We start from the raw sequence: 18,288 nt of genomic DNA on the forward strand, positions 1-18,288 counted from the left end.
ATCGCCATTGTCAGAATCCAAGCCCCGCGGAGCGGGCACCGTCGGCCAGGGCCGCGATCCGTCCGTGGTACTTGTTGCCGGCGCGGTCGAAGACCACGTTCTCCACTCCAGCCGCCTTGGCCCGCTCGGCCAGCTTGGTGCCGACCTCCTTGGCCTTGGCAGTCTTGTCGCCGTCGGCGGCGCGCAGGTCGGACTCCATGGTGGAGGCCGAGGCCAGCGTGCGCCCCTCGGTGTCGTCGATCACCTGCGCCAGGATGTGGCGCGAGGAACGGGTGACCACCAGGCGTGGCCTGTCGGTCGACCCGAAGATCTTCTTGCGTCCGCGCTGCTGACGACGTGCCCGCGAAGCGGTCTTGGTCGCCAGGCCCTTGCGGGCAGACAGAGAGATGGCCATGGTCACTTACCAGCCTTTCCAGCCTTGCGCCGGATGTGCTCGCCGGCGTACTTGACGCCCTTGCCCTTGTAGGGCTCGGGCTTGCGCAGCTTGCGAATGTTCGCGGCCACCTCACCGACGGCCTGCTTGTCGATGCCCTGGACGGTGAGCTTGGTCGGCCCCTCCACCACGAAGGTGATGCCCTCGGGCGCCTTCACGTTCACCGGGTGGGAGTAGCCGAGGTTGAACTCGAGCGCCTGGGGGCCCTTGGAGATCACGCGGTAACCGACGCCGACGATCTCGAGCTTCTTCTCGTAGCCCTCGGTGACGCCGGTCACCATGTTGGAGATGAGGGTCCGGGTCAGCCCGTGCAGTGCCTTGCTGACGCGCTCCTCGTCGGGACGCTCCACCTGGATCGCGCCGTCCTCGGCACGCGAGACGGTGATCGGGGCCTTGACGGTGTGGCTGAGGGTCCCCTTCGGGCCCTTGACCGCGACCTGCTGGTCGTTCAGGGTCACCTCGACGCCGCTGGGCACCGTGATGGGCAACTTGCCAATGCGAGACATGTGATCAGTCCTCTCTGGTCTCGTCGCTCACCAGACGTAGGCGAGGACTTCCCCACCCACCCCGTTGCGATGTGCGTCGCGGTCGGTCAGCAGCCCCTTCGACGTCGAGATGATCGCGACGCCCAGGCCACCGAGCACCTTGGGCAGGCCGGTGGACTTCGCGTACACGCGCAGGCCCGGCTTGGAGATGCGACGGAGGCCGGCGATCGACCGTTCGCGGTTCTGGCCGTACTTGAGGGTGATCTTGAGCGTACGGCCGACCTCACCCTCGCCGGGCTCGGTCACTTCGTACGAAGTGATGTAGCCCTGGGTGGTGAGGATCTCGGCGATGCCCGCCTTGATGTTGCTGTGCGGCATCGTCGTGCTGTCGTGGAACGCCTGATTGGCGTTGCGCAGACGGGTGAGCATGTCTGCGATGGGATCGGTCATCGTCATGGCTGGTGCCAACTTCTTTCTCGTGCTGGTATCCGGACCCCGTCTCGGGGTGCCGGACCTGGCGCGTCAGGTGCGGACCGGGCTCGGTCCTGATCGGTGGATGGAGTTGTGGGGGTGAGCCGGACGGCTCACCAGCTCGACTTCGTGACGCCGGGCAGCTCGCCCTTGTGCGCGAGGTCGCGGAGGCACACCCGGCACAGGCCGAACTTGCGGTACACGGCCTTGGGACGCCCGCACTTCTGGCAGCGGGTGTAGGCCCGAACGCCGAACTTCGGCTTGCGGGACTGCTTGACCTTCAGCGCTGTCTTCGCCATCGTTCCTCGTTCCTCAGTTCTGCTGGAAGGGCATGCCCAGGTGCTTCAGCAGCGCACGGCCCTCGTCGTTGTTGGTGGCAGAGGTGACGAACGTGATGTCCATCCCTCGCGGGCGGTCGATCTTGTCGGGATCGATCTCGTGGAACATGACCTGTTCGTTGAGACCGAACGTGTAGTTCCCCCGACCGTCGAACTGCTTCGGCGAGAGACCTCGGAAGTCGCGGATGCGCGGCAGGGCCAGGGAGATCAGCCGGTCGGCGAACTCCCACATCCGGTTGCCCCGCAGGGTCACGTGGCAACCGATCGGCATGCCTTCGCGCAGCTTGAACTGGGCGATGGACTTGCGCGACCGGGTGACCTGCGGCTTCTGACCGGTGATGGCGGTGAGGTCGCGGACCGCACCGTCGATGATCTTGGAGTCGCGAGCAGCCTCGCCGACACCCATGTTGACCACGATCTTCACCAGGCCGGGGGTCTGCATGACGTTGCCGTAGTTGAACTCCGACTGCAGCTTGCCCACGATCTCGTCGCGGTACTGCTGCTTGAGCCGCGGGATCGCACTGCTGGTGCCGGTGCTGCTCGTCTCGGTCTTGGTGGCGGTCATCAGATCTCCTCTCCGGTCCGCTTCGCGATGCGCACGGAACGGAATCCGGTGTACTCGGTGCCGTCGGGGCGGCGCTTGGTGACCTCGGTGCGCTCGTAGCCGACGCGGGTGGGCACCTCTTCACCGTCCACCGAGACGACGAGCTGCACGTTGGACACGTGGATCGGGGCCTCGGAGGTCACGATCCCGCCCTGGGTGCGCTGCCCGCCCTGCGGCTGGTTCTGCTGGTCACGCAGGTGCCGCTTGACGACGTTCACACCCTGCACGGTGACCTTCTGGCGCTCGGGGTGGACCGCGATGATCTCGCCGACCACGCCCTTGTCCTTGCCCGCGATGACCTTGACCTTGTCGCCCTTGATCACGTGGAGCTTGTTCTGGCCGGGCTTCTTGGGTCCGAGGAACTTCTTCGAACCGTTCGTCGTGTTCTTGCTTGCCATGGTTCAGATCACCTCCGGGGCGAGCGAGATGATGCGCATGAAGCGCTTGTCGCGCAGCTCGCGGCCGACCGGGCCGAAGATGCGGGTGCCACGGGGCTCGCCATCCTGCCTGAGGATCACCGCGGCGTTCTCGTCGAACTTGATGTACGAACCGTCCGGCCGGCGACGTTCCTTGACCGTACGGACGATGACGGCCTTGACGACCTCACCCTTCTTGACGTTGCCGCCCGGGATCGCGTCCTTGACCGTGGCCACGATGGTGTCGCCGATGCCGGCGTAGCGGCGTGCGGAGCCGCCGAGCACGCGGATGCACAAGATCTCCTTGGCTCCGGTGTTGTCGGCGACCTTCAGTCGCGACTCCTGCTGGATCATCTGTTTCTCCTGGTTGTCACGCTGGTCCCCCGTCCCGGATCACGGAACGGGGCCTGGCGGAACTGAATGGGATTGCTTACTTGGCCTTCTCGACGACCTGGACGAGCCGCCAGCGCTTCGTGGCCGACAACGGCCGGGTCTCCATCACGACGACGCGGTCACCCGTGCCGGCCTCGTTCTGCTCGTCATGGGCCTTCAGCCGGAGCGTCTGGCGCATGACCTTGCCGTACAGCGGGTGCTTCTTGCGGTCCTCGACGGCGACGACGATGGTCTTGTCCATCTTGTCGCTGACGACGTAGCCGACCCGCACCTTGCGGCGGTTCCGGCTCGAGTCGCTGTGCGCGATCTCGCTGGCGGCGCGCTCGCTGTCGACGACCTCGGGGGTCTCGGCGACGGTTTCGGCGGTCTCGACCTTGGTGGTTTCGCTCATGATCACTTCTTCTTCGTGGTCTCGACAACGGTCTCGTCGGCGTCGCGGTCGGGATCCTCGACAATCCCGAGCGCCCGCTCCTGCAGCACGGTGTAGATCCGCGCGATGTCCTTGCGGACCGCGCGGAGCCGGCCGTGCGACTCCAGCTGACCGGTGGCGGCCTGGAAGCGGAGCGTGAACAGCTCCTCCTTCAGCTCCACGACCTTGGTGTTGAGCTCGCCCTTGCTGAGGTTGCGCAGCTCGGCGGCGGTGGTCGTTGCCATCAGTTGTCACCTGCTTCCCGCTTGATGAAGCGTGCCTTCATGGGCAGCTTGTGGATCGCGAGGCGCATGGCCTCACGGGCCACGTCCTCGTCGACGCCGGCGATCTCGAACATCACCCGTCCCGGCTTGATGTTGGCCACCCACCACTCGGGCGAACCCTTGCCGGAACCCATCCGGGTCTCGGCGGGCTTCTTGGTCAACGGGCGGTCCGGGAAGATGTTGATCCACACCTTGCCGCCACGCTTCATGTGACGGGTCATGGCGATACGGGCCGACTCGATCTGCCGGTTCGTGACGTAGGCACGCTCCATGGCCTGGACACCGTAGTCACCGAACGTGATCTCGGTGCCGCCCTTGGCCATGCCGGTGCGCTTGGGGTGGTGCTGCTTGCGGTGCTTGACCTTGCGAGGGATCAACATCGCGGTCACGCCCCTTCCGACGTCGTGGACGCGGTGGCGTCCGTTGCTGCAGGTGCCTGGGTGGCGGTGTCGCCGCCCTCGGTCGCCGCACCCTCGGCGCGACGGCGACCGCCACGCTCGGGACGGTCACCACGGCTGGGACGACGGCCCGGACGCTGCCGACCGCCGGCGGCGTTGCGGGCCGCCTTCTGTGCGGCGCGCTCGGCCCGGGTGCCCGAGACCTCGCCCTTGTAGATCCACACCTTGACGCCGATGTGGCCGTACACGGTCTTGGCCTCGAACAGCCCGTAGTCGACGTCGGCGCGCAGCGTGTGCAGCGGCACCTGGCCCTCGCGGTAGAACTCCGAGCGCGACATCTCGGCACCGCCGAGACGGCCGGAGCACTGGATCTTGATGCCGAGGGCGCCGGCGCGCATCGCGCTCTGCTGGGCCTTGCGCATCGCGCGCCGGAAGGCGACACGGGCGCTCAGCTGCTCGGCGATGCCCTGCGCGACGAGCTGGGCGTCGGTCTCGGTGTTCTTGACCTCGAGGATGTTGAGCTGGACCTGCTTGCCGGTCAGCTTCTCCAGGTCGCCACGCAGCTTCTCCGCCTCGGAGCCGTTGCGGCCGATCACGATGCCCGGACGGGCGGTGTACAGGTCGACCCGCACCCGGTCACGGGTGCGCTCGATCTCGGTGGACGAGAGCCCGGCCCGGACCAGCCGCTTGGTCAGCAGCTCCCGGATCTTGACGTCCTCACCCACGTAGTCGGCGTACTGCTTGTCGGCGTACCACCGGCTGGTGTGATCGGTGGTGACCCCGAGTCGGAACCCGTTCGGGTTGATCTTCTGCCCCATGGCTCAGGCCTCCTTCTCGGTGTCGGTGCTGGTGTCGGCCTGCTTGTCGGCCTGCTTGGCCTTCGGCCGGGTGGCCTCCGGCTCGGGTCGCGGCTCGACGACCACGGTGATGTGGCTGCCCCGCTTCAGGATGCGGCTGGCCGATCCCTTGGCGCGAGCGCGGATGCGACGCATGGTCACGCCCTCGTCGACGAACGCCTGCGAGACGAAGAGGTCGTCGCTGCGCAGGTTGTCGACCGACTCGGCGTTCGCCACGGCGCTGGCCAGGACCTTCTGGACCGGTTCGCTGGCCGCCTGCGGCGCGAACTCCAGCATGGACAGGGCGTCGGCGACGTCCATGCCACGGACCAGATCGACGACGCGGCGCACCTTGGTGGGCGACATGCGTACGTGACGGGCGATGGCGTAGGCACCCGGACGATCCCCGAGCAGGGCAGCCCGGCGAGACGGCCGGGCCTTCTCAGTGGTGCTCATTCAGATCTCAGTTCCTTCTCGGCAGGTACGGCGCCTCAGCGGCGACGTGCCTTCCGGTCGTCCTTGTCGTGACCCTTGAAGGTCCTGGTCGGGGCGAACTCGCCCAGCTTGTGGCCGATCATCGCCTCGGTCACGAAGACCGGGACGTGCTTGCGACCGTCGTGGACCGCGATCGTGTGGCCGAGCATGTCGGGCACGATCATCGAGCGGCGCGACCAAGTCTTGATGACGGTCTTGCTGCCCTTGGCGTTCTGGGCCTCCACCTTCTTGGCGAGGTGGTCGTCGACGAACGGCCCCTTCTTCAGGCTGCGTGGCATTCCTCAGACTCCTCAGCGCTTCTTGCCGGTACGACGGCGGCGCACGATGAGTCGATTGCTCGCCTTGTTCTTGTTACGGGTACGACCCTCGGGCTTGCCCCACGGGGAGACCGGGTGACGGCCACCGGAGGTCTTGCCCTCGCCACCACCGTGGGGGTGGTCGATCGGGTTCATCACGACGCCACGGACGGTCGGGCGCTTGCCCTTCCACCGCATGCGACCTGCCTTGCCCCACGAGATGTTCGACTGCTCGGCGTTGCCGACCTCACCGACCGTCGCGCGGCACCGGATGTCGACCATCCGCATCTCACCCGAGGGCAGCCGCAGGGTGGCCATCTTGCCCTCACGTGCGACCAGCTGCACCGAGGCGCCGGCCGAGCGGCCGAGCTTGGCGCCGCCGCCGGGCCGCAGCTCCACGGCGTGCACCGTGGTGCCGACCGGGATGTTGCGCAGCGGCAGGTTGTTGCCCGCCTTGATGTCGGCGGCCTCGCCGGCCTCCACCGCAGCACCCTGGGCCAGGCCGTTCGGCGCGATGATGTAGCGCTTCTCGCCGTCGGCGTAGTGCAGCAGCGCGATGCGCGCGGTGCGGTTCGGGTCGTACTCGATCTCGGCGACCTTGGCCGGGACCCCGTCCTTGTCGTACCGCTTGAAGTCGATCACGCGGTACGCCTGCTTGTGGCCGCCACCGATGTGCCGGGTGGTGATCCGCCCGGTGTTGTTGCGACCGCCGGTCTTCTTGCTCGGCACCAGCAGCGACTTCTCGGGGGTGGACCGGGTCACTTCCACGAAGTCGGCAACGGACGAGCCACGGCGGCCCGGTGTCGTCGGCTTGTACTTACGGATACCCATGTCAGTTCCTGTCCTGTCAGCTGTCTGCGCCGGAGAAGATGTCGATGCGCTGGCCGTCGGCAACGGTCACGATGGCGCGCTTGGTGTCGGCGCGACGGCCGGTCCCGTACCGGGTCCGGCGGGTCTTGCCGCTCCGGTTGAGGGTGTTCACACCGGTGACGCGCACGCCGAAGATGGTCTCGACCGCGATCTTGATCTCGGTCTTGTTCGCCTCCGGCGCGACCAGGAACGTGTACTTGTTCTCGTCGAGCAGGCCGTAGCTCTTCTCGCTCACGACCGGTGCGATCAGTACGTCCCGGTGGGTGCGGATCTTGACGTCGCTCACTTGTCGTCATCCCCTTCGGAGTCATCGGACTTGACGGCGTTCACGAACCCGGCTGCCTCGGCGGCCTCGGTCGAGTTGAACCAGACCTCGGCCTGGGTGCGGCCGTACCACGGCGACTCGGGCGTGTGGAACTTCATCGAGTCCTCGTTGCCCTTGACGTCGAAGCCGGCGGGCGGCTCGTCGCCCCGGTAGGAGTTCGCCCCGTAGTCGACCTGGTCGGACAGCTCGTCGGTGCTGGGCTCGCTGGTGTCCTCCACCAGCGGAGCGGCAGCGGCGGCCAGCTCGGCATTGCTCGGCTCGGCGGCCTCCGACTCGGTGGCGGTGGCCTTGGCGGCCCGGCCACTGGCCGGTCCGGCGACGAACGCGGTGAGCGCGGCGGAGGTGAACACGATGTCGTCGTTGCACAGCACGTCGTACGCGTTCAGTTGGTCGGCAGCGATCGCGTGCACGGCAGGCACGTTGCGCAGGCTCAGCCAGACGAGGTCCTCGTCGCGGTGCAGCACGACCAGCACGCGGCGGTCGAGCGTGTCAGCCCCCACCAGCTTGGCCAACGCGGCGACGGCCTGCTTGGCCGACGGGGTCGGGCCGGGGACCAGGTTGTCGATCACGTGGACGCGACCACCGCGGGCCCGGTCCGACAGCGCACCGCGGAGGGCGGCGACGACCATCTTCTTGGGGGTCCGCTGGGCGTACGACCGGGGCTGCGGCCCGTGGACGACGCCACCGCCGGTCCACTGCGGGGCGCGACGCGAACCCTGACGGGCGCGGCCGGTGCCCTTCTGGCGCCACGGCTTGGCGCCACCACCACGGACGTCGCCGCGGGTCTTGGTGGCGTGCGTGCCCTGACGAGCGGCGGCCAGCTGGGCCACCACGACCTGGTGGATCAGCGGCACGTTGGCCTGTACATCGAACAGGTCGGCGGGCAGCTCGGCGGTGCCGGCCTTCGCGCCCTTGGCGTCGATCACGTCGACGGTCCGGGAGGTGCTCATGCTTCGGGTCCTTCCTTCTTCGCCGCGCTGCGGATGACCACCAGGCTGCCGGTGGCACCCGGGATCGCGCCGGCAATCAGCAGCAGGCCACGCTCGGCGTCGACGGCGTGCACGGTCAGGTTCTGCACGGTGACGCGCTCGTTGCCCATCCGGCCGGCCATCTTGAGGCCCTTGAACACGCGACCGGGAGTGGCGCAGCCACCGATGGAGCCGGGCGAACGGTGCTTGCGGTGCACACCGTGGCTCGAGCTGAGGCCCGAGAAGCCGTGCCGCTTCATGACACCGGCGGTGCCCTTGCCGCGGCTGGTGCCGGTCACGTCGATGACCTCGGCGGCCTCGAACACGTCCGGGCCCAGCTCCTGGCCGAGGGTGAACTCGGACGCGTCGGCGGTCCGGATCTCCATCAGGTGCTTGCGGGGGGTGACCCCGGCGGCCTCGAAGTGGCCGGCCGCGGGCTTGGTGACCTTCTTGGCCTTGATCGCGCCGAAGCCGAGCTGGACGGCGGAGTAGCCGTCGGCGTCGGGCGTGCGGACCTGGGTGACCACGTTCGGTCCGGCCTGGACCACGGTCACGGGGACGACGCGGTTGTTCTCGTCCCAGAGCTGGGTCATGCCGAGCTTGGTGCCCAGCAGGCCCTTCACCTTGCGTTCAGCAGTGTTGGTCATCGTCGTCGTCCTCAGAGCTTGATCTCGATGTCGACACCGGCCGGCAGGTCGAGGCGCATCAGCGAGTCGACGGTCTTCGGCGTGGGGTCGATGATGTCGATCAGACGCTTGTGCGTGCGCATCTCGAAGTGCTCGCGGCTGTCCTTGTACTTGTGCGGGGACCGAATGACGCAGAACACGTTCTTCTCGGTCGGCAGCGGCACCGGGCCGGCCACACGCGCACCTGTCCGGGTCACCGTGTCGACGATCTTGCGCGCCGACGAGTCGATGACCTCGTGGTCGTAGGCCTTCAGCCTGATGCGGATCTTTTGTCCCGCCACAGTCGTCCTTCTCTCGTCCGTCCCAGTACCCGTGTCCAAGTACGCGTGCCATGCCGTTGCCCGCCCGCCGCCCGACCCGTTCCGACCAGAGCCATTTCCATGACCCCCGCGGTCGGGCGTGTCGTGCTTCTCGGGCGCACCCCGGCCCACAGCGTGAACTGTCCACCGGAATTGTCACCGGCCCCGGATCGGGGCCTGCGCATAGCTGAGGTCTCGCGGTTCGGCGCTCGCCACGACCCTCCGAAGAAGTGGATCGCATGCGCACGCCCCGGCGACCTCGCCGAGCAACCCGACGATTCTGTCAAAGATCCGGGCACATGCCAAATCGAGCCAAGGCTCGGTCCGGGATGCCCACATCAATGCTGTCGTCGACCCGTCCCAGAGTACTCGCGTGGGCAAGGCCCGGGCCTCGCCATCAGGTCCACCCAGCGACGCCACTTCCCCGGCATGAACACCACTTCCTCGCCATGACACCACTTCCTCGTCATGACACAAGCTGCAGGCGTCGGAAGCGTGTGTCATGGCGAGGAACGTGTGTCATGGCGAGGAACGTGTGCCGTGGCGGACGTGGGGCCGGGGCTCGGACAGCAGAACGCCGGGGTGCGAGTCGAGACCCACACCCCGGCGTTGACTGTCGTACGGACCGCGCCCGGGTCAGCCGGCCGGCGTCCCGCCGCCGTACGGGCCACCCTGATCGGTCGGGCCGGTCGGGCCGGTCGGGCCGGTCGGGCCGGTCGGATCGGTCGGCGTGCTCCCGGCGGCCGGCGAGGAGGCGACTGATGACGACGCCACCGACGACGAGGTGGCCGGTGAGGCAGCCGACTCGGCCTCGGCCGCTTCCTGCTGCACGATCTCCTCGGTCTTGTTCTCCAGCTTCTCCAGCGTCCGACCGGCGACCTCGCGACCACCGAGCCCGAAGGCCAGTGCGGCGGCCAGGGCGCCACCCACGACGACGGCGCCGAAGCCCAGCTCGATGATCGAGTCGGCGATGCCCATCGAGCGCAGGCCCATCGCGATGAACAGCACGATCGTGACCCACTTGACGATGGTGGCGGCCATGCCGCCGTTCATCAGCCGGACGATCAGGTTGGCGAGGAAGAAGCCGGCGGCGATGATCACGCCGCCGAACAGCACCCGTCCACCGAGCACCAGCAGCTCCTGCAGGAGCTGGGTGACCTGCGGGAAGGCCAGCACCTGGGCCGCCATCACCGCGAAGAACAACACGATGGCCACCTGGGCGATCCGGGTGACGATCTGCGTCACGTTGGTCCCCTCGGGCAGCACCTTGGACGCGGTGAGGGCGTTGTCGGCGCCCAGCCCTTCGAGCACCTGGTTCAGCACGTCACCGACGAACTTGGCGATCAGCACGCCGAGGCCGAGCAGCAGCAGTGCGGCCAGGATCCGCGGCAGGGCGACGAAGATCGCCTCCAGCATCATGCTGGCCGGATCCGAGATCGCAGCGATGCCGAGGATCTGCAGGGCGGCGATGCCGACCACGATCATGATCAACGCGTAGACGATCGTGGCCACCACGTTGGCGATCCGGTCGCTGAGGGTGGCCGACCCACCGGCGGACTGCCCCGGACCGGACTGCGGCTGGCCCTGCTGAGGCTGGCCCTGCTGCGGCTGGCCCTGCTGCGGCTGGCCCTGCTGGGGCGTCCGGGTGGGTCCGGTGCCCGGCAGGGGGGCGTTGCCGGCGGCACGAACCGTGCCCTCCCGGCCGAACCACTTCTCGAACGGAACGGCTCGCAAGCCGGTCTCGATCAGCTGTCGGATCACCTTGGCCAGGACGACACCGATGACGAAGACGAAGACGGCCGCCACCAGGTTGGGCAGGTAGCTCATCACCTGGCCCAACAGGACCTGCAGCGGCGCCAACACCTCTTGCAGTGCAAAGACCTGGAGCACCGCGATCAGGCCGAAGAGCCACACCAGCAGGGCGGCGATCTTGCCGAAGGTCTCCCCCAGCGTCTTGCCGTCACTGCCGGCCCGCTGCAGGAAGCCGACCTTCCCCACCAGTCTCTCGAACAGGGTTCTGACCCCGCGGGCCACCAGCCAGGTGACGAGCAGAATCACCAGGGCAATCAGGATCCTGCCGCCGATGTTCAGCACAGGTCCGAGTACGTCGGGCATTTTCGCTTCCCTCCATCGGCCGAGCGATGTGCGAATTCCCACCCGGCATGAGTGTGATCTGTTCGGATCATTGCAGGTCCTGATGCCGGGTGGCAATGGTTCGGGACCAACCAGCCGCGGCTCGACATCTTGACAGTGTAAGTGACAGTGTTATAGTGTGGCCATGACTCAGCAAGCGGCACCTCCGGCGGGCTGGACCCTCGACGAGTTCGTCGCCGTGGTGGCAACAGCCCTGCAGGCACGTGGAATCCGGGGAGCGCCGGACCGCCGCACCGTGCGCTACTACGCCACGGTCGGCGTCGTCGACCGGCCCCACCAACGAGGCCGCGAGGTGCGCTACGACGACCGACACCTGTCTCAGGTCGTGGACACCAAGGAGCGCCAGGCCCGCGGCGAACGCCTCGCCGACATCGCACGGGAACGGGCGGGAGACGTGGCCGGGAATGGCGCCACAGCCGTGTCGACAGGCTCGGTGAAGCACGATTTCAATACGAATTCATCCGGTACGGGTGGCGCATTCTGGGAAGCACAACCCCACCTCACGCCGACCCGCCCGCCGGGCCCCGACCGCGAGCCGGGCTGGCACCCGCGGACCGTGTGGGAACTGGCACCCGGGGTCGAGCTGCACCTGCCCGGGCCTCGGCCGACCGACACCGAGATCACCCGGCTGCGTGACGCCGCCGAACCGCTCCGGCGCACCCTGGCTGCGATGGGCCTCACCTCCGGCCCCCTCCCCCACCCGGCATCACCCACGCCACCCGCGACCCCGACCACCGACCACCGACCGACCCGGCGAGCAGAGGAACGACATGACCACTGAGCCCACGAGCACGTTCGCCCCGGAACCCGTGCCGACCGACCTGTTGACCGGCTGCGTCCCGCCGATCCCCGATGTCGGCCTGCACGACCCCACCGGGCCACTGCCGTTGCAGGCCACCTCGATCACCGGTCGGATCAGCGGCCTCGGATCGGCGGTGACGATCACCCAACGGTTCCGCAACGACCGCAGCGCACCCATCGAGGCGACGTACACCTTCCCGCTCCCCGACCGGTGCGCCGTCACCGCGCTCACCGCCATCCTCGGGGGTACCACCGTGACCGGTGAACTGCGCGACCGGGCGGCTGCACGGGAGACGTACCGGGAGGCGATCGACCGCGGTGAACGGGCCGTGCTGGTCGAGCAGGAGCGAGGCGACGTGTTCACCGCGACGCTGGGCAACCTGCCACCCGGCGAGTCCGCCGAGGTCTCCCTCACCCTGACCGGCCGACTCGCGGTCGACGACGGTACGGCGACCTTCCGGTTCCCGCTGGTGGTCGGTGACCGGTACGTCCCCGGCCGCCCGATCGGCCATGATCAACAAGCCGGGCGCGAGATGGACCCCGGCACGGTCGGCCGTGGCGTGGCACCCGACACCGACCAGGTGCCCGACGCCTCCCGCATCACACCGCCGCGGCTGCCGTACGGCCGGCGGACGGACGTGGAACTCTCGGTGGCGGTGACGGTGGACCCGGTCGGGCTGCTCACCACGCCACTGCGCACCACCCCGGGCGCCCTGGCCACCCCGACCGGCGACGGCTGGTCGATCAGCTGCGGGCCGGACGTCGACCTCGACCACGACCTCGTGATCAGCTTCTCGATCAACCGTCCGGAGTCGGCCGCCGTGGCCATGATCAGCCACGACACCGACGACCCGACGGCCGGCACCTGGCAGGTCGTCGTCACCCCCGGGACCGAAGGGCCGACACCGCCGCGGCCCCGCGACGTGGTGCTGCTGCTCGACCGTTCCGGCAGCATGCGTGGCTGGAAGATGGTCGCCGCCCGCCGGGCTGCTGCCCGGATCACCGACTCCCTGTCGGCCACCGACCGGTTCGCCGTGCTCGCCTTCGATCACACGATCGCCGGTCCACCGCGCCGCGAGGCCGGGCTCGGCGGCGCGCCCGGTGACGCGGTCGGCGACGAGCCCTTGCTCACCGTCGCCTCGGACCGCAACCGGTACGACTCCGTGACCTGGCTGGGTGGCCTGAACGCCGGCGGCGGCACCGAGCTCGCGGCTCCGTTGGAGCGGGCCGCCGACCTGCTGACCCGGGCCACGGCCGGTGATCACCCCACGGCCGGCCGGGAGCGGGTGCTGGTGTTGGTCACCGACGGCCAGGTCGGCAACGAGGCGGCGATCATCCACACCCTGCGGACCCGGCTGCGTGGCGTCCGGATCTACACCCTCGGCGTGGACCGGGCCGTCAACGCATCCTTCCTGCGGAACCTGGCGGCCGTCGGCGGCGGCCGGTGCGATCTGGTCAACAGTGAGGACGAACTGGACGAGGTGCTGCGATCACTGCATCGCCGCATCGCCCCGCCGTCGGTGCAGGCCCTGAGCGTGACCGCCGAGGGGGTCCACCTCGACCGGACGGCCACCACCCCCGCCGACGTCGACCTGCACCCGGCCGGGCCGACGGTGATCACCGGCCGCTGGACCGCCGACGCCACACCCGGCGCCGTCGCCTTCGCGGTGGCCGGTGAGGACCGGGCCGGTCGGTTGCAGGAGTGGCGGGCACCGGTCACCGACGTGACGGCCGGGCTCGACCCGCTACGGACGACCTGGGCCCGGGAGCGCATCGCCGACCTGGAGAACGAGCACGACGCCCACGGCGGTCAGGCCGAGTTGATCACCGAGTTGTCGCTCGCCCACGGCGTGCTCAGCCGGTTCACCGGGTGGGTCGCGGTCGGTCCGGACGGGGTCACCGGGGTGGCCGAGCAGGTCACCCAACCGGTCGCCCATCCGTCGGGTTGGACCGCGCCGGCCGGGCAGCAGTTCGGTGGCCCGGTGCTGGCCGCCGCACCGATGATGAGGGGTGGCCCCCCGATGGCTCCGGCCCCCGCGATGCCGATGATCGCCGACGCCGCCACCGCACCACCTCCACCGGCCGGAGGCGCGGACCGGGCCCGCCGGACCTCGCGGTCGCCGCTGCGACGGCTCCGCGATGCGATCTCGGGGTCGGCCTCCGACGCCGCCGCGGGGGCGGAATCCCGTACGGCCGATGCTGCAGAGACCACCGCCGGGTCGGTCGACCTGTCGCCGTTCGCCGAACGGGTGGCTGCGTTGCTGGACCGTGCCGCCGATCCGACCGACGTGCTGTTCGACGTCGACCTGGCCGAACTGGTCGACGACCTCCGATCGGTCGGAGCTCCGAACGAGCTGCTCGACGCACTGCGCCGGGTCGCCACGGACCGGAACCACGCGGCCACCGCGCGACACGTCTTCGACACGCTGACGGGGTGAGACCGATCGGGGCGGGCCACGGCACCATGGGGGTGTGAGTCCCAACGCCGCGGCACCGCCCCGCCCGGAACGCCCCCACGAGCGGTCGTGGCGGACCGTTGCCGTGCTGCTGTTCGGTGCCGTCGCGGCCACCGCCCTGGGCATCGGCGCCATCGCCCACATCCCGATGACGGCGGACTTCAGCAGCTCCACCCGGGTGACGCAGCTGGTGCGCCTGCTCCGGCCCCGGCTCGGTCCGGTGCTGCTGGGTGGCGGGCTGCTCGGACTCGCCCTGGCCTGGCTCGCCCTGCGGCGGGTGAGGCTCACCCCGCGGGTGCTGGTCGCCGCCCTCGTGCTGTGGAACCTGCCGCTGCTCCTGCTGCCGCCGGCCTTCAGCGGCGACCTCTACGCGTACGGCGACCACGGCTACGCGCTGTCGATCGGCCAGAATCCGTACCACGTGGGCCTGGGCCGCAATGACGGCCCGTTCGCGGTGTTCCACCAGCGCGGCATGTGGGCCGACGCGACCACGCTGTACGGACCGGTCGCGTTGCGACTGTCACAGTTGGCCTTCCTGTTCGGTGGCGGTGGCCAGTACGGGACCCTGCTGGCACTGAAGGTCGTGGCGTCGACGGCGCTGGTGGTCGGCTGGTTCGGGTTGCGGTCGCTGGCGCGGTCGCTGGGACGTGACCCCGACGTGGCCGTCTGGCTCGGACTGCTCAACCCCGTGATCGGGATCCACGTCGTGTCCGCCGGTCACAACGACGCGATGGTGGCCGTGTTCGTCGTGGTGGCGCTGTGGTCGGCCCACCGCGGCGGCCGCCTCGGACTGCTGCTGGGCGCGGTCGCCCTGGCGATGGCGATCTCGGTGAAGCCGACCCCGATCGTGCTGGTGCCCGCGATCGCGTTCATGGCGTTGCCGTCGGGCTGGCACGACCGACCCCCGTCGGCGAAGCTCGTCTCGGCAGTGGGCCGCCTCGTCGGGGTGACGGTGCTGACGGTCGCCGCGACCGTACTGATCGCCGTCGCCTGTGGCCTGGGCATCGACTGGATCCGTGCCTTCGGCGTACCGGGCCGCAATCCGACGGTCGCGCCGGCCAGCATGGCCGGCCAGTTGTTGACCATGGCCGGGCTGCCGGGGGCGTCGGTGATGCCGTTGGTCACGGCCGCGATCGGGTTCGTCGTGCTGGTCCTGTTGCTGGTGAGGGTCGCGCCACGGGAGCCCTGGCGCTACGCGGTGTTGGCGTTGGTCGTGGTGGCCCTGGCCGGCCCGGCACTGTACGCGTGGTACCTGATCCCGGCGAGCATCGTGGTGGGCCTGCTCGCCGGCGGTCGACTGGTGTCATGGGTCGTTGGTCTGGGGCTCGGGTTGACCGGCGGGTTGTTCGTCGCCACGCACTACTGGTTCCCGATCATCGTCACCGAATCGATCACGATCGCCATGTGCGTGTTGGCCGGGCTCGCCCTCGCCCGCTGGTGGCGGCCGGTCTAGCCTGAGGTGGTGCACACGCCTCGCAGTACGTACCGGCTCCAGATCCGCGCGGGCCTGACCCTGCACGATGCGGCCCGCCTCGTGCCCTACCTGCACGACCTCGGGGTCGACACGGTGTACGTGTCCCCGTTGCTGCAGGCGACGTCCGGGTCCGACCACGGCTACGACGTGGTGGACCCGACCCGGATCGATCCCGAACGCGGTGGTGAGGACGGCTGGGCCCGGTTCGTCGCGGCGACCCGGGAGGCCGGGCTGGGGGTGCTGGTCGACATCGTGCCCAACCACCTCGGCGTCACCGCCCCGGCCGAGAACCCGAGCTGGTGGTCGGTGCTCGCCGAGGGCGAGTCGTCGCCGTACGCCGGTTGGTACGACATCGACTGGTCCCGGCCGTTGACGCTGCCGGTGTTGGGTGACGACGAGGATGCCGTCCGACTCGCCGCGGTCGACGGTGGCTGGGAGCTGCAGTACCACGAGCACCGGTTCCCGGTGGCAGCCGACACCTGCACCGACGGCGACGACGTCGCGACCGTCCGCGAACGGCAGCACTACCGCTTGATCAACTGGCGCCGCGCCAACACCGAGCTGAGCTACCGCCGGTTCTTCGCGGTCAACGGGCTGGCCGGGCTCCGGGTCGAGGATCCGGAGGTCTTCGACGCCACCCATGCCCGGGTGCTGCGGTGGCTGGCCGAGGACCGGATCGTCGGGCTGCGGATCGACCACCCCGACGGCCTGGTCGACCCCGGCGGCTACCTGGCCCGGTTGCGCAGTCACGCCCCGGACAGCTGGCTGGTGGTGGAGAAGATCCTCGAACCCGGTGAGCAGTTGCCGGCGGACTGGCCGGTCGGCGGCACCACCGGCTACGACGCGATGACCGAACTGACCCAGGTGTTGGTCGATCCGACGGCGGCGGACGCGTTCACCACCACGTACGGCGAGCTCACCGGTGACACGCGGAGCGTCGCCGAGCACGTCGTCGCGGCGAAGGACTTCGTCTGTCGCACCCTGTTCGGCACCGAGTTCACCCGGCTCGCCGGCCTGCTGCCCGAGGCGACCGCCGCGTACGGCAGCGAGCGGGTGATCGACGCACTGCGGGCGGTGGCCGTCGCGTTCGGTGTCTACCGCTCCTACCTGCCCGACGGGGTCGAAGACCTCGACGCGGCCCTGGCACTGGCCGTCGAGCGTCATCCTGAGCTGGCCCCGGTGATCGACGCCGTCTCGGGTCGACTCCATGATCATCTCGACGAGGCCGCCCGCCGGTTCCAGCAGCTGACCGGACCGGCGATGGCCAAGGGGCTGGAGGACACCGCGTGGTACCGCCACTCCCGCTTCGTCGCGCTGAACGAGGTCGGCGGGGACCCGGCGACCTTCGGCCTCGCGCTGGCCGACTTCCATGATCGGTGGCGGGACCGGGCCGAGGCCCTGCCCGACTCGATGACGGCGCTGTCGACCCACGACACCAAGCGGGGTGAGGACGTCCGGGCCCGGTTGGCCGCCTGTTCGGAGATCCCGCGGGCGTGGCACCACTATGCGGAGAACTTCGGTGACGAGGCCGGCGAGATCGACGGGCTCACCGACCGGGCCTTCACCTACCTGCTGGCTCAGACGTTCGCCGGGGTCGGGTTCATCGACCGGGACCGGATGCACGCGTACGCGGAGAAGGCGATGCGCGAAGCGGCCACCGCCACCGCCTGGGACGAGCCCGACCAGCAGTACGAGTCGGCGGTCCACCAGCTGGTCGACAAGGTGTACGACGATCCGAGCCTGCGCGGCATCGTGGCGAAGTTGATCACCATCGTCGAGCAGGCCGGCTGGTCGAACGGGCTCACCCAGAAGGTGGTGCAGCTGACGGGGCCGGGGGTGCCCGACGTCTACCAGGGCACCGAGGTGTGGCAGGACTCGCTGGTCGATCCGGACAACCGGCGGCCGATCGACTTCGACCGGCTCGCCGAACTGGCCCGGACCACCGCCACCGTGCCGCCGGTCGACGGCACCGGTGCGGCGAAGCTGTGGGTGACCCGACACGCCCTGCGGCTGCGACGCGATCGGCCGGAGCTGTTCACCGGCTACACCCCGCTGGCGGCCGACGGTCCGGCGGCCGACCACTGCCTCGCCTTCGACCGCGGCGGTGCCGTGACCGTCGCCACCCGGTTGCCGCTCACCCTGCACAGTCGCGAGCACGGTTGGGCCGACACCACGCTGCCGCTGACCGGGTCGTGGCTGGACGTCCTCACCGACACCCGGTACGTCGGCCCGACTCGGGTGTCCGACCTGCTGTCGCACCTCCCGGTGGCGCTGCTCGTCCGGGCGTAGGCCGAGGGGTCCGTACCGAAACGCGGCGATGCTGGCCCCCAGTCCCCGTCCGGCGACGATCGGCACGAAATCTGGGCGGTTCGGTCAGCCACGATCGTGGCAGGATGT

At 69.4% G+C, this 18,288-nt stretch carries 23 protein-coding genes; 4 read left to right on the forward strand and 19 right to left on the reverse strand.

The genetic code is table 11. The features are described 5' to 3' along the window. Nucleotides 1-10 precede the first annotated feature (10 nt). From rplR to ACQBAU_RS15240, 19 genes are all read right to left on the reverse strand, one after another. On the reverse strand, nt 11-394 hold the full coding sequence (gene rplR / locus ACQBAU_RS15150; protein ID WP_434548219.1) for a 50S ribosomal protein L18: 384 nt from the start codon (nt 392-394) through the stop codon (nt 11-13). 2 nt (nt 395-396) lie between these two features. Beyond that, the gene (gene rplF / locus ACQBAU_RS15155) at nt 397-939 is read right to left on the reverse strand and encodes a 50S ribosomal protein L6 (protein ID WP_465256099.1); all 543 of its coding nucleotides are present in this window, start codon (nt 937-939) and stop codon (nt 397-399) included. Between the two features lie 27 nt (nt 940-966). After that, nucleotides 967-1,374 carry a 30S ribosomal protein S8 gene (rpsH, locus tag ACQBAU_RS15160; protein WP_434548217.1) on the reverse strand — a complete coding sequence of 136 codons (408 nt, stop codon included), beginning with the start codon at nt 1,372-1,374 and terminating at the stop codon, nt 967-969. 128 nt (nt 1,375-1,502) lie between these two features. Beyond that, entirely contained in the window at nt 1,503-1,688 is a 186-nt protein-coding gene (locus tag ACQBAU_RS15165) for a type Z 30S ribosomal protein S14 (protein ID WP_434548216.1), read from the reverse strand. Between the two features lie 13 nt (nt 1,689-1,701). Further along, the gene (rplE, locus tag ACQBAU_RS15170; protein WP_434548215.1) at nt 1,702-2,292 is read right to left on the reverse strand and encodes a 50S ribosomal protein L5; all 591 of its coding nucleotides are present in this window, start codon (nt 2,290-2,292) and stop codon (nt 1,702-1,704) included. Further along, nucleotides 2,292-2,729, reverse strand: coding sequence for a 50S ribosomal protein L24 (rplX, locus tag ACQBAU_RS15175; RefSeq protein ID WP_434548214.1), 438 nt, complete (start codon nt 2,727-2,729; stop codon nt 2,292-2,294). The genes rplE and rplX overlap by 1 nt, the downstream gene beginning before the upstream one ends. A gap of 3 nt (nt 2,730-2,732) precedes the next feature. Continuing rightward, nucleotides 2,733-3,101, reverse strand: coding sequence for a 50S ribosomal protein L14 (gene rplN / locus ACQBAU_RS15180; protein WP_434548213.1), 369 nt, complete (start codon nt 3,099-3,101; stop codon nt 2,733-2,735). Nucleotides 3,102-3,177: 76 nt separating this feature from the next. Next, the gene (gene rpsQ / locus ACQBAU_RS15185; RefSeq protein WP_434548212.1) at nt 3,178-3,531 is read right to left on the reverse strand and encodes a 30S ribosomal protein S17; all 354 of its coding nucleotides are present in this window, start codon (nt 3,529-3,531) and stop codon (nt 3,178-3,180) included. Nucleotides 3,532-3,533: 2 nt separating this feature from the next. Beyond that, nucleotides 3,534-3,794, reverse strand: coding sequence for a 50S ribosomal protein L29 (gene rpmC, locus ACQBAU_RS15190; RefSeq protein WP_434548211.1), 261 nt, complete (start codon nt 3,792-3,794; stop codon nt 3,534-3,536). After that, a complete protein-coding gene (gene rplP, locus ACQBAU_RS15195) occupies nt 3,794-4,213 on the reverse strand; it encodes a 50S ribosomal protein L16 (protein ID WP_434548470.1) in 420 nt (139 codons plus the stop codon). The genes rpmC and rplP overlap by 1 nt, the downstream gene beginning before the upstream one ends. Before the next feature lie 5 nt (nt 4,214-4,218). Then, nucleotides 4,219-5,049 (reverse strand): 30S ribosomal protein S3, encoded by an 831-nt coding sequence (gene rpsC / locus ACQBAU_RS15200; protein ID WP_434548210.1) that lies wholly within the window; start codon nt 5,047-5,049, stop codon nt 4,219-4,221. 3 nt (nt 5,050-5,052) lie between these two features. Next, on the reverse strand, nt 5,053-5,523 hold the full coding sequence (gene rplV, locus ACQBAU_RS15205; RefSeq protein WP_465256100.1) for a 50S ribosomal protein L22: 471 nt from the start codon (nt 5,521-5,523) through the stop codon (nt 5,053-5,055). Between the two features lie 35 nt (nt 5,524-5,558). Then, a complete protein-coding gene (gene rpsS, locus ACQBAU_RS15210; RefSeq protein ID WP_434548208.1) occupies nt 5,559-5,840 on the reverse strand; it encodes a 30S ribosomal protein S19 in 282 nt (93 codons plus the stop codon). A 12-nt stretch (nt 5,841-5,852) separates the two neighbouring features. Further along, nucleotides 5,853-6,689 carry a 50S ribosomal protein L2 gene (gene rplB / locus ACQBAU_RS15215; RefSeq protein ID WP_434548207.1) on the reverse strand — a complete coding sequence of 279 codons (837 nt, stop codon included), beginning with the start codon at nt 6,687-6,689 and terminating at the stop codon, nt 5,853-5,855. Between the two features lie 16 nt (nt 6,690-6,705). Then, nucleotides 6,706-7,014, reverse strand: coding sequence for a 50S ribosomal protein L23 (rplW, locus tag ACQBAU_RS15220; RefSeq protein WP_434548206.1), 309 nt, complete (start codon nt 7,012-7,014; stop codon nt 6,706-6,708). Then, a complete protein-coding gene (rplD, locus tag ACQBAU_RS15225) occupies nt 7,011-8,003 on the reverse strand; it encodes a 50S ribosomal protein L4, sunset domain variant (RefSeq protein WP_465256101.1) in 993 nt (330 codons plus the stop codon). Before rplD ends, rplW begins: the two co-directional genes overlap by 4 nt. Then, the gene (rplC, locus tag ACQBAU_RS15230) at nt 8,000-8,668 is read right to left on the reverse strand and encodes a 50S ribosomal protein L3 (RefSeq protein WP_465256102.1); all 669 of its coding nucleotides are present in this window, start codon (nt 8,666-8,668) and stop codon (nt 8,000-8,002) included. Before rplC ends, rplD begins: the two co-directional genes overlap by 4 nt. An 11-nt stretch (nt 8,669-8,679) precedes the next feature. Further along, nucleotides 8,680-8,988, reverse strand: coding sequence for a 30S ribosomal protein S10 (gene rpsJ / locus ACQBAU_RS15235; protein WP_182558643.1), 309 nt, complete (start codon nt 8,986-8,988; stop codon nt 8,680-8,682). Nucleotides 8,989-9,642: 654 nt separating this feature from the next. Next, a complete protein-coding gene (locus ACQBAU_RS15240; RefSeq protein ID WP_465256103.1) occupies nt 9,643-11,121 on the reverse strand; it encodes a mechanosensitive ion channel in 1,479 nt (492 codons plus the stop codon). A gap of 163 nt (nt 11,122-11,284) precedes the next feature. On the opposite strand from ACQBAU_RS15240, the gene ACQBAU_RS15245 reads away from it, so the two are divergent. The 4 genes from ACQBAU_RS15245 to treY are packed head-to-tail and all read left to right on the forward strand — an operon-like array spanning nt 11,285 to nt 18,180. Further along, nucleotides 11,285-11,941 carry a hypothetical protein gene (locus ACQBAU_RS15245; RefSeq protein ID WP_465256104.1) on the forward strand — a complete coding sequence of 219 codons (657 nt, stop codon included), beginning with the start codon at nt 11,285-11,287 and terminating at the stop codon, nt 11,939-11,941. Continuing rightward, a complete protein-coding gene (locus tag ACQBAU_RS15250; RefSeq protein ID WP_465256105.1) occupies nt 11,931-14,399 on the forward strand; it encodes a VIT domain-containing protein in 2,469 nt (822 codons plus the stop codon). The genes ACQBAU_RS15245 and ACQBAU_RS15250 overlap by 11 nt, the downstream gene beginning before the upstream one ends. Nucleotides 14,400-14,433: 34 nt before the next feature. Then, nucleotides 14,434-15,870 (forward strand): polyprenol phosphomannose-dependent alpha 1,6 mannosyltransferase MptB, encoded by a 1,437-nt coding sequence (gene mptB / locus ACQBAU_RS15255; RefSeq protein WP_465256106.1) that lies wholly within the window; start codon nt 14,434-14,436, stop codon nt 15,868-15,870. 9 nt (nt 15,871-15,879) lie between these two features. Continuing rightward, nucleotides 15,880-18,180: a malto-oligosyltrehalose synthase gene (treY, locus tag ACQBAU_RS15260; protein WP_465256107.1), complete on the forward strand. Its 2,301-nt coding sequence runs from the start codon at nt 15,880-15,882 to the stop codon at nt 18,178-18,180. The last annotated feature ends 108 nt before the right edge of the window (nt 18,181-18,288 follow it).

It is taken from the genome of Carbonicoccus niuqiaonis, from assembly GCF_050157065.1.
GTDB lineage: Bacteria > Actinomycetota > Actinomycetes > Propionibacteriales > Propionibacteriaceae > Avipropionibacterium.

What these genes read in the sequence shown, in the direction of transcription:
- rplR (WP_434548219.1), bottom strand. Translation starts at nt 394, where the DNA reads ATGGCCATCTCTCTGTCTGCCCGCAAGGGCCTGGCGACCAAGACCGCT.
- rplF (WP_465256099.1), bottom strand. Translation starts at nt 939, where the DNA reads ATGTCTCGCATTGGCAAGTTGCCCATCACGGTGCCCAGCGGCGTCGAG.
- rpsH (WP_434548217.1), bottom strand. Translation starts at nt 1,374, where the DNA reads ATGACGATGACCGATCCCATCGCAGACATGCTCACCCGTCTGCGCAAC.
- ACQBAU_RS15165 (WP_434548216.1), bottom strand. Translation starts at nt 1,688, where the DNA reads ATGGCGAAGACAGCGCTGAAGGTCAAGCAGTCCCGCAAGCCGAAGTTC.
- rplE (WP_434548215.1), bottom strand. Translation starts at nt 2,292, where the DNA reads ATGACCGCCACCAAGACCGAGACGAGCAGCACCGGCACCAGCAGTGCG.
- rplX (WP_434548214.1), bottom strand. Translation starts at nt 2,729, where the DNA reads ATGGCAAGCAAGAACACGACGAACGGTTCGAAGAAGTTCCTCGGACCC.
- rplN (WP_434548213.1), bottom strand. Translation starts at nt 3,101, where the DNA reads ATGATCCAGCAGGAGTCGCGACTGAAGGTCGCCGACAACACCGGAGCC.
- rpsQ (WP_434548212.1), bottom strand. Translation starts at nt 3,531, where the DNA reads ATGAGCGAAACCACCAAGGTCGAGACCGCCGAAACCGTCGCCGAGACC.
- rpmC (WP_434548211.1), bottom strand. Translation starts at nt 3,794, where the DNA reads ATGGCAACGACCACCGCCGCCGAGCTGCGCAACCTCAGCAAGGGCGAG.
- rplP (WP_434548470.1), bottom strand. Translation starts at nt 4,213, where the DNA reads ATGTTGATCCCTCGCAAGGTCAAGCACCGCAAGCAGCACCACCCCAAG.
- rpsC (WP_434548210.1), bottom strand. Translation starts at nt 5,049, where the DNA reads ATGGGGCAGAAGATCAACCCGAACGGGTTCCGACTCGGGGTCACCACC.
- rplV (WP_465256100.1), bottom strand. Translation starts at nt 5,523, where the DNA reads ATGAGCACCACTGAGAAGGCCCGGCCGTCTCGCCGGGCTGCCCTGCTC.
- rpsS (WP_434548208.1), bottom strand. Translation starts at nt 5,840, where the DNA reads ATGCCACGCAGCCTGAAGAAGGGGCCGTTCGTCGACGACCACCTCGCC.
- rplB (WP_434548207.1), bottom strand. Translation starts at nt 6,689, where the DNA reads ATGGGTATCCGTAAGTACAAGCCGACGACACCGGGCCGCCGTGGCTCG.
- rplD (WP_465256101.1), bottom strand. Translation starts at nt 8,003, where the DNA reads ATGAGCACCTCCCGGACCGTCGACGTGATCGACGCCAAGGGCGCGAAG.
- rplC (WP_465256102.1), bottom strand. Translation starts at nt 8,668, where the DNA reads ATGACCAACACTGCTGAACGCAAGGTGAAGGGCCTGCTGGGCACCAAG.
- ACQBAU_RS15240 (WP_465256103.1), bottom strand. Translation starts at nt 11,121, where the DNA reads ATGCCCGACGTACTCGGACCTGTGCTGAACATCGGCGGCAGGATCCTG.
- ACQBAU_RS15245 (WP_465256104.1), top strand. Translation starts at nt 11,285, where the DNA reads ATGACTCAGCAAGCGGCACCTCCGGCGGGCTGGACCCTCGACGAGTTC.
- ACQBAU_RS15250 (WP_465256105.1), top strand. Translation starts at nt 11,931, where the DNA reads ATGACCACTGAGCCCACGAGCACGTTCGCCCCGGAACCCGTGCCGACC.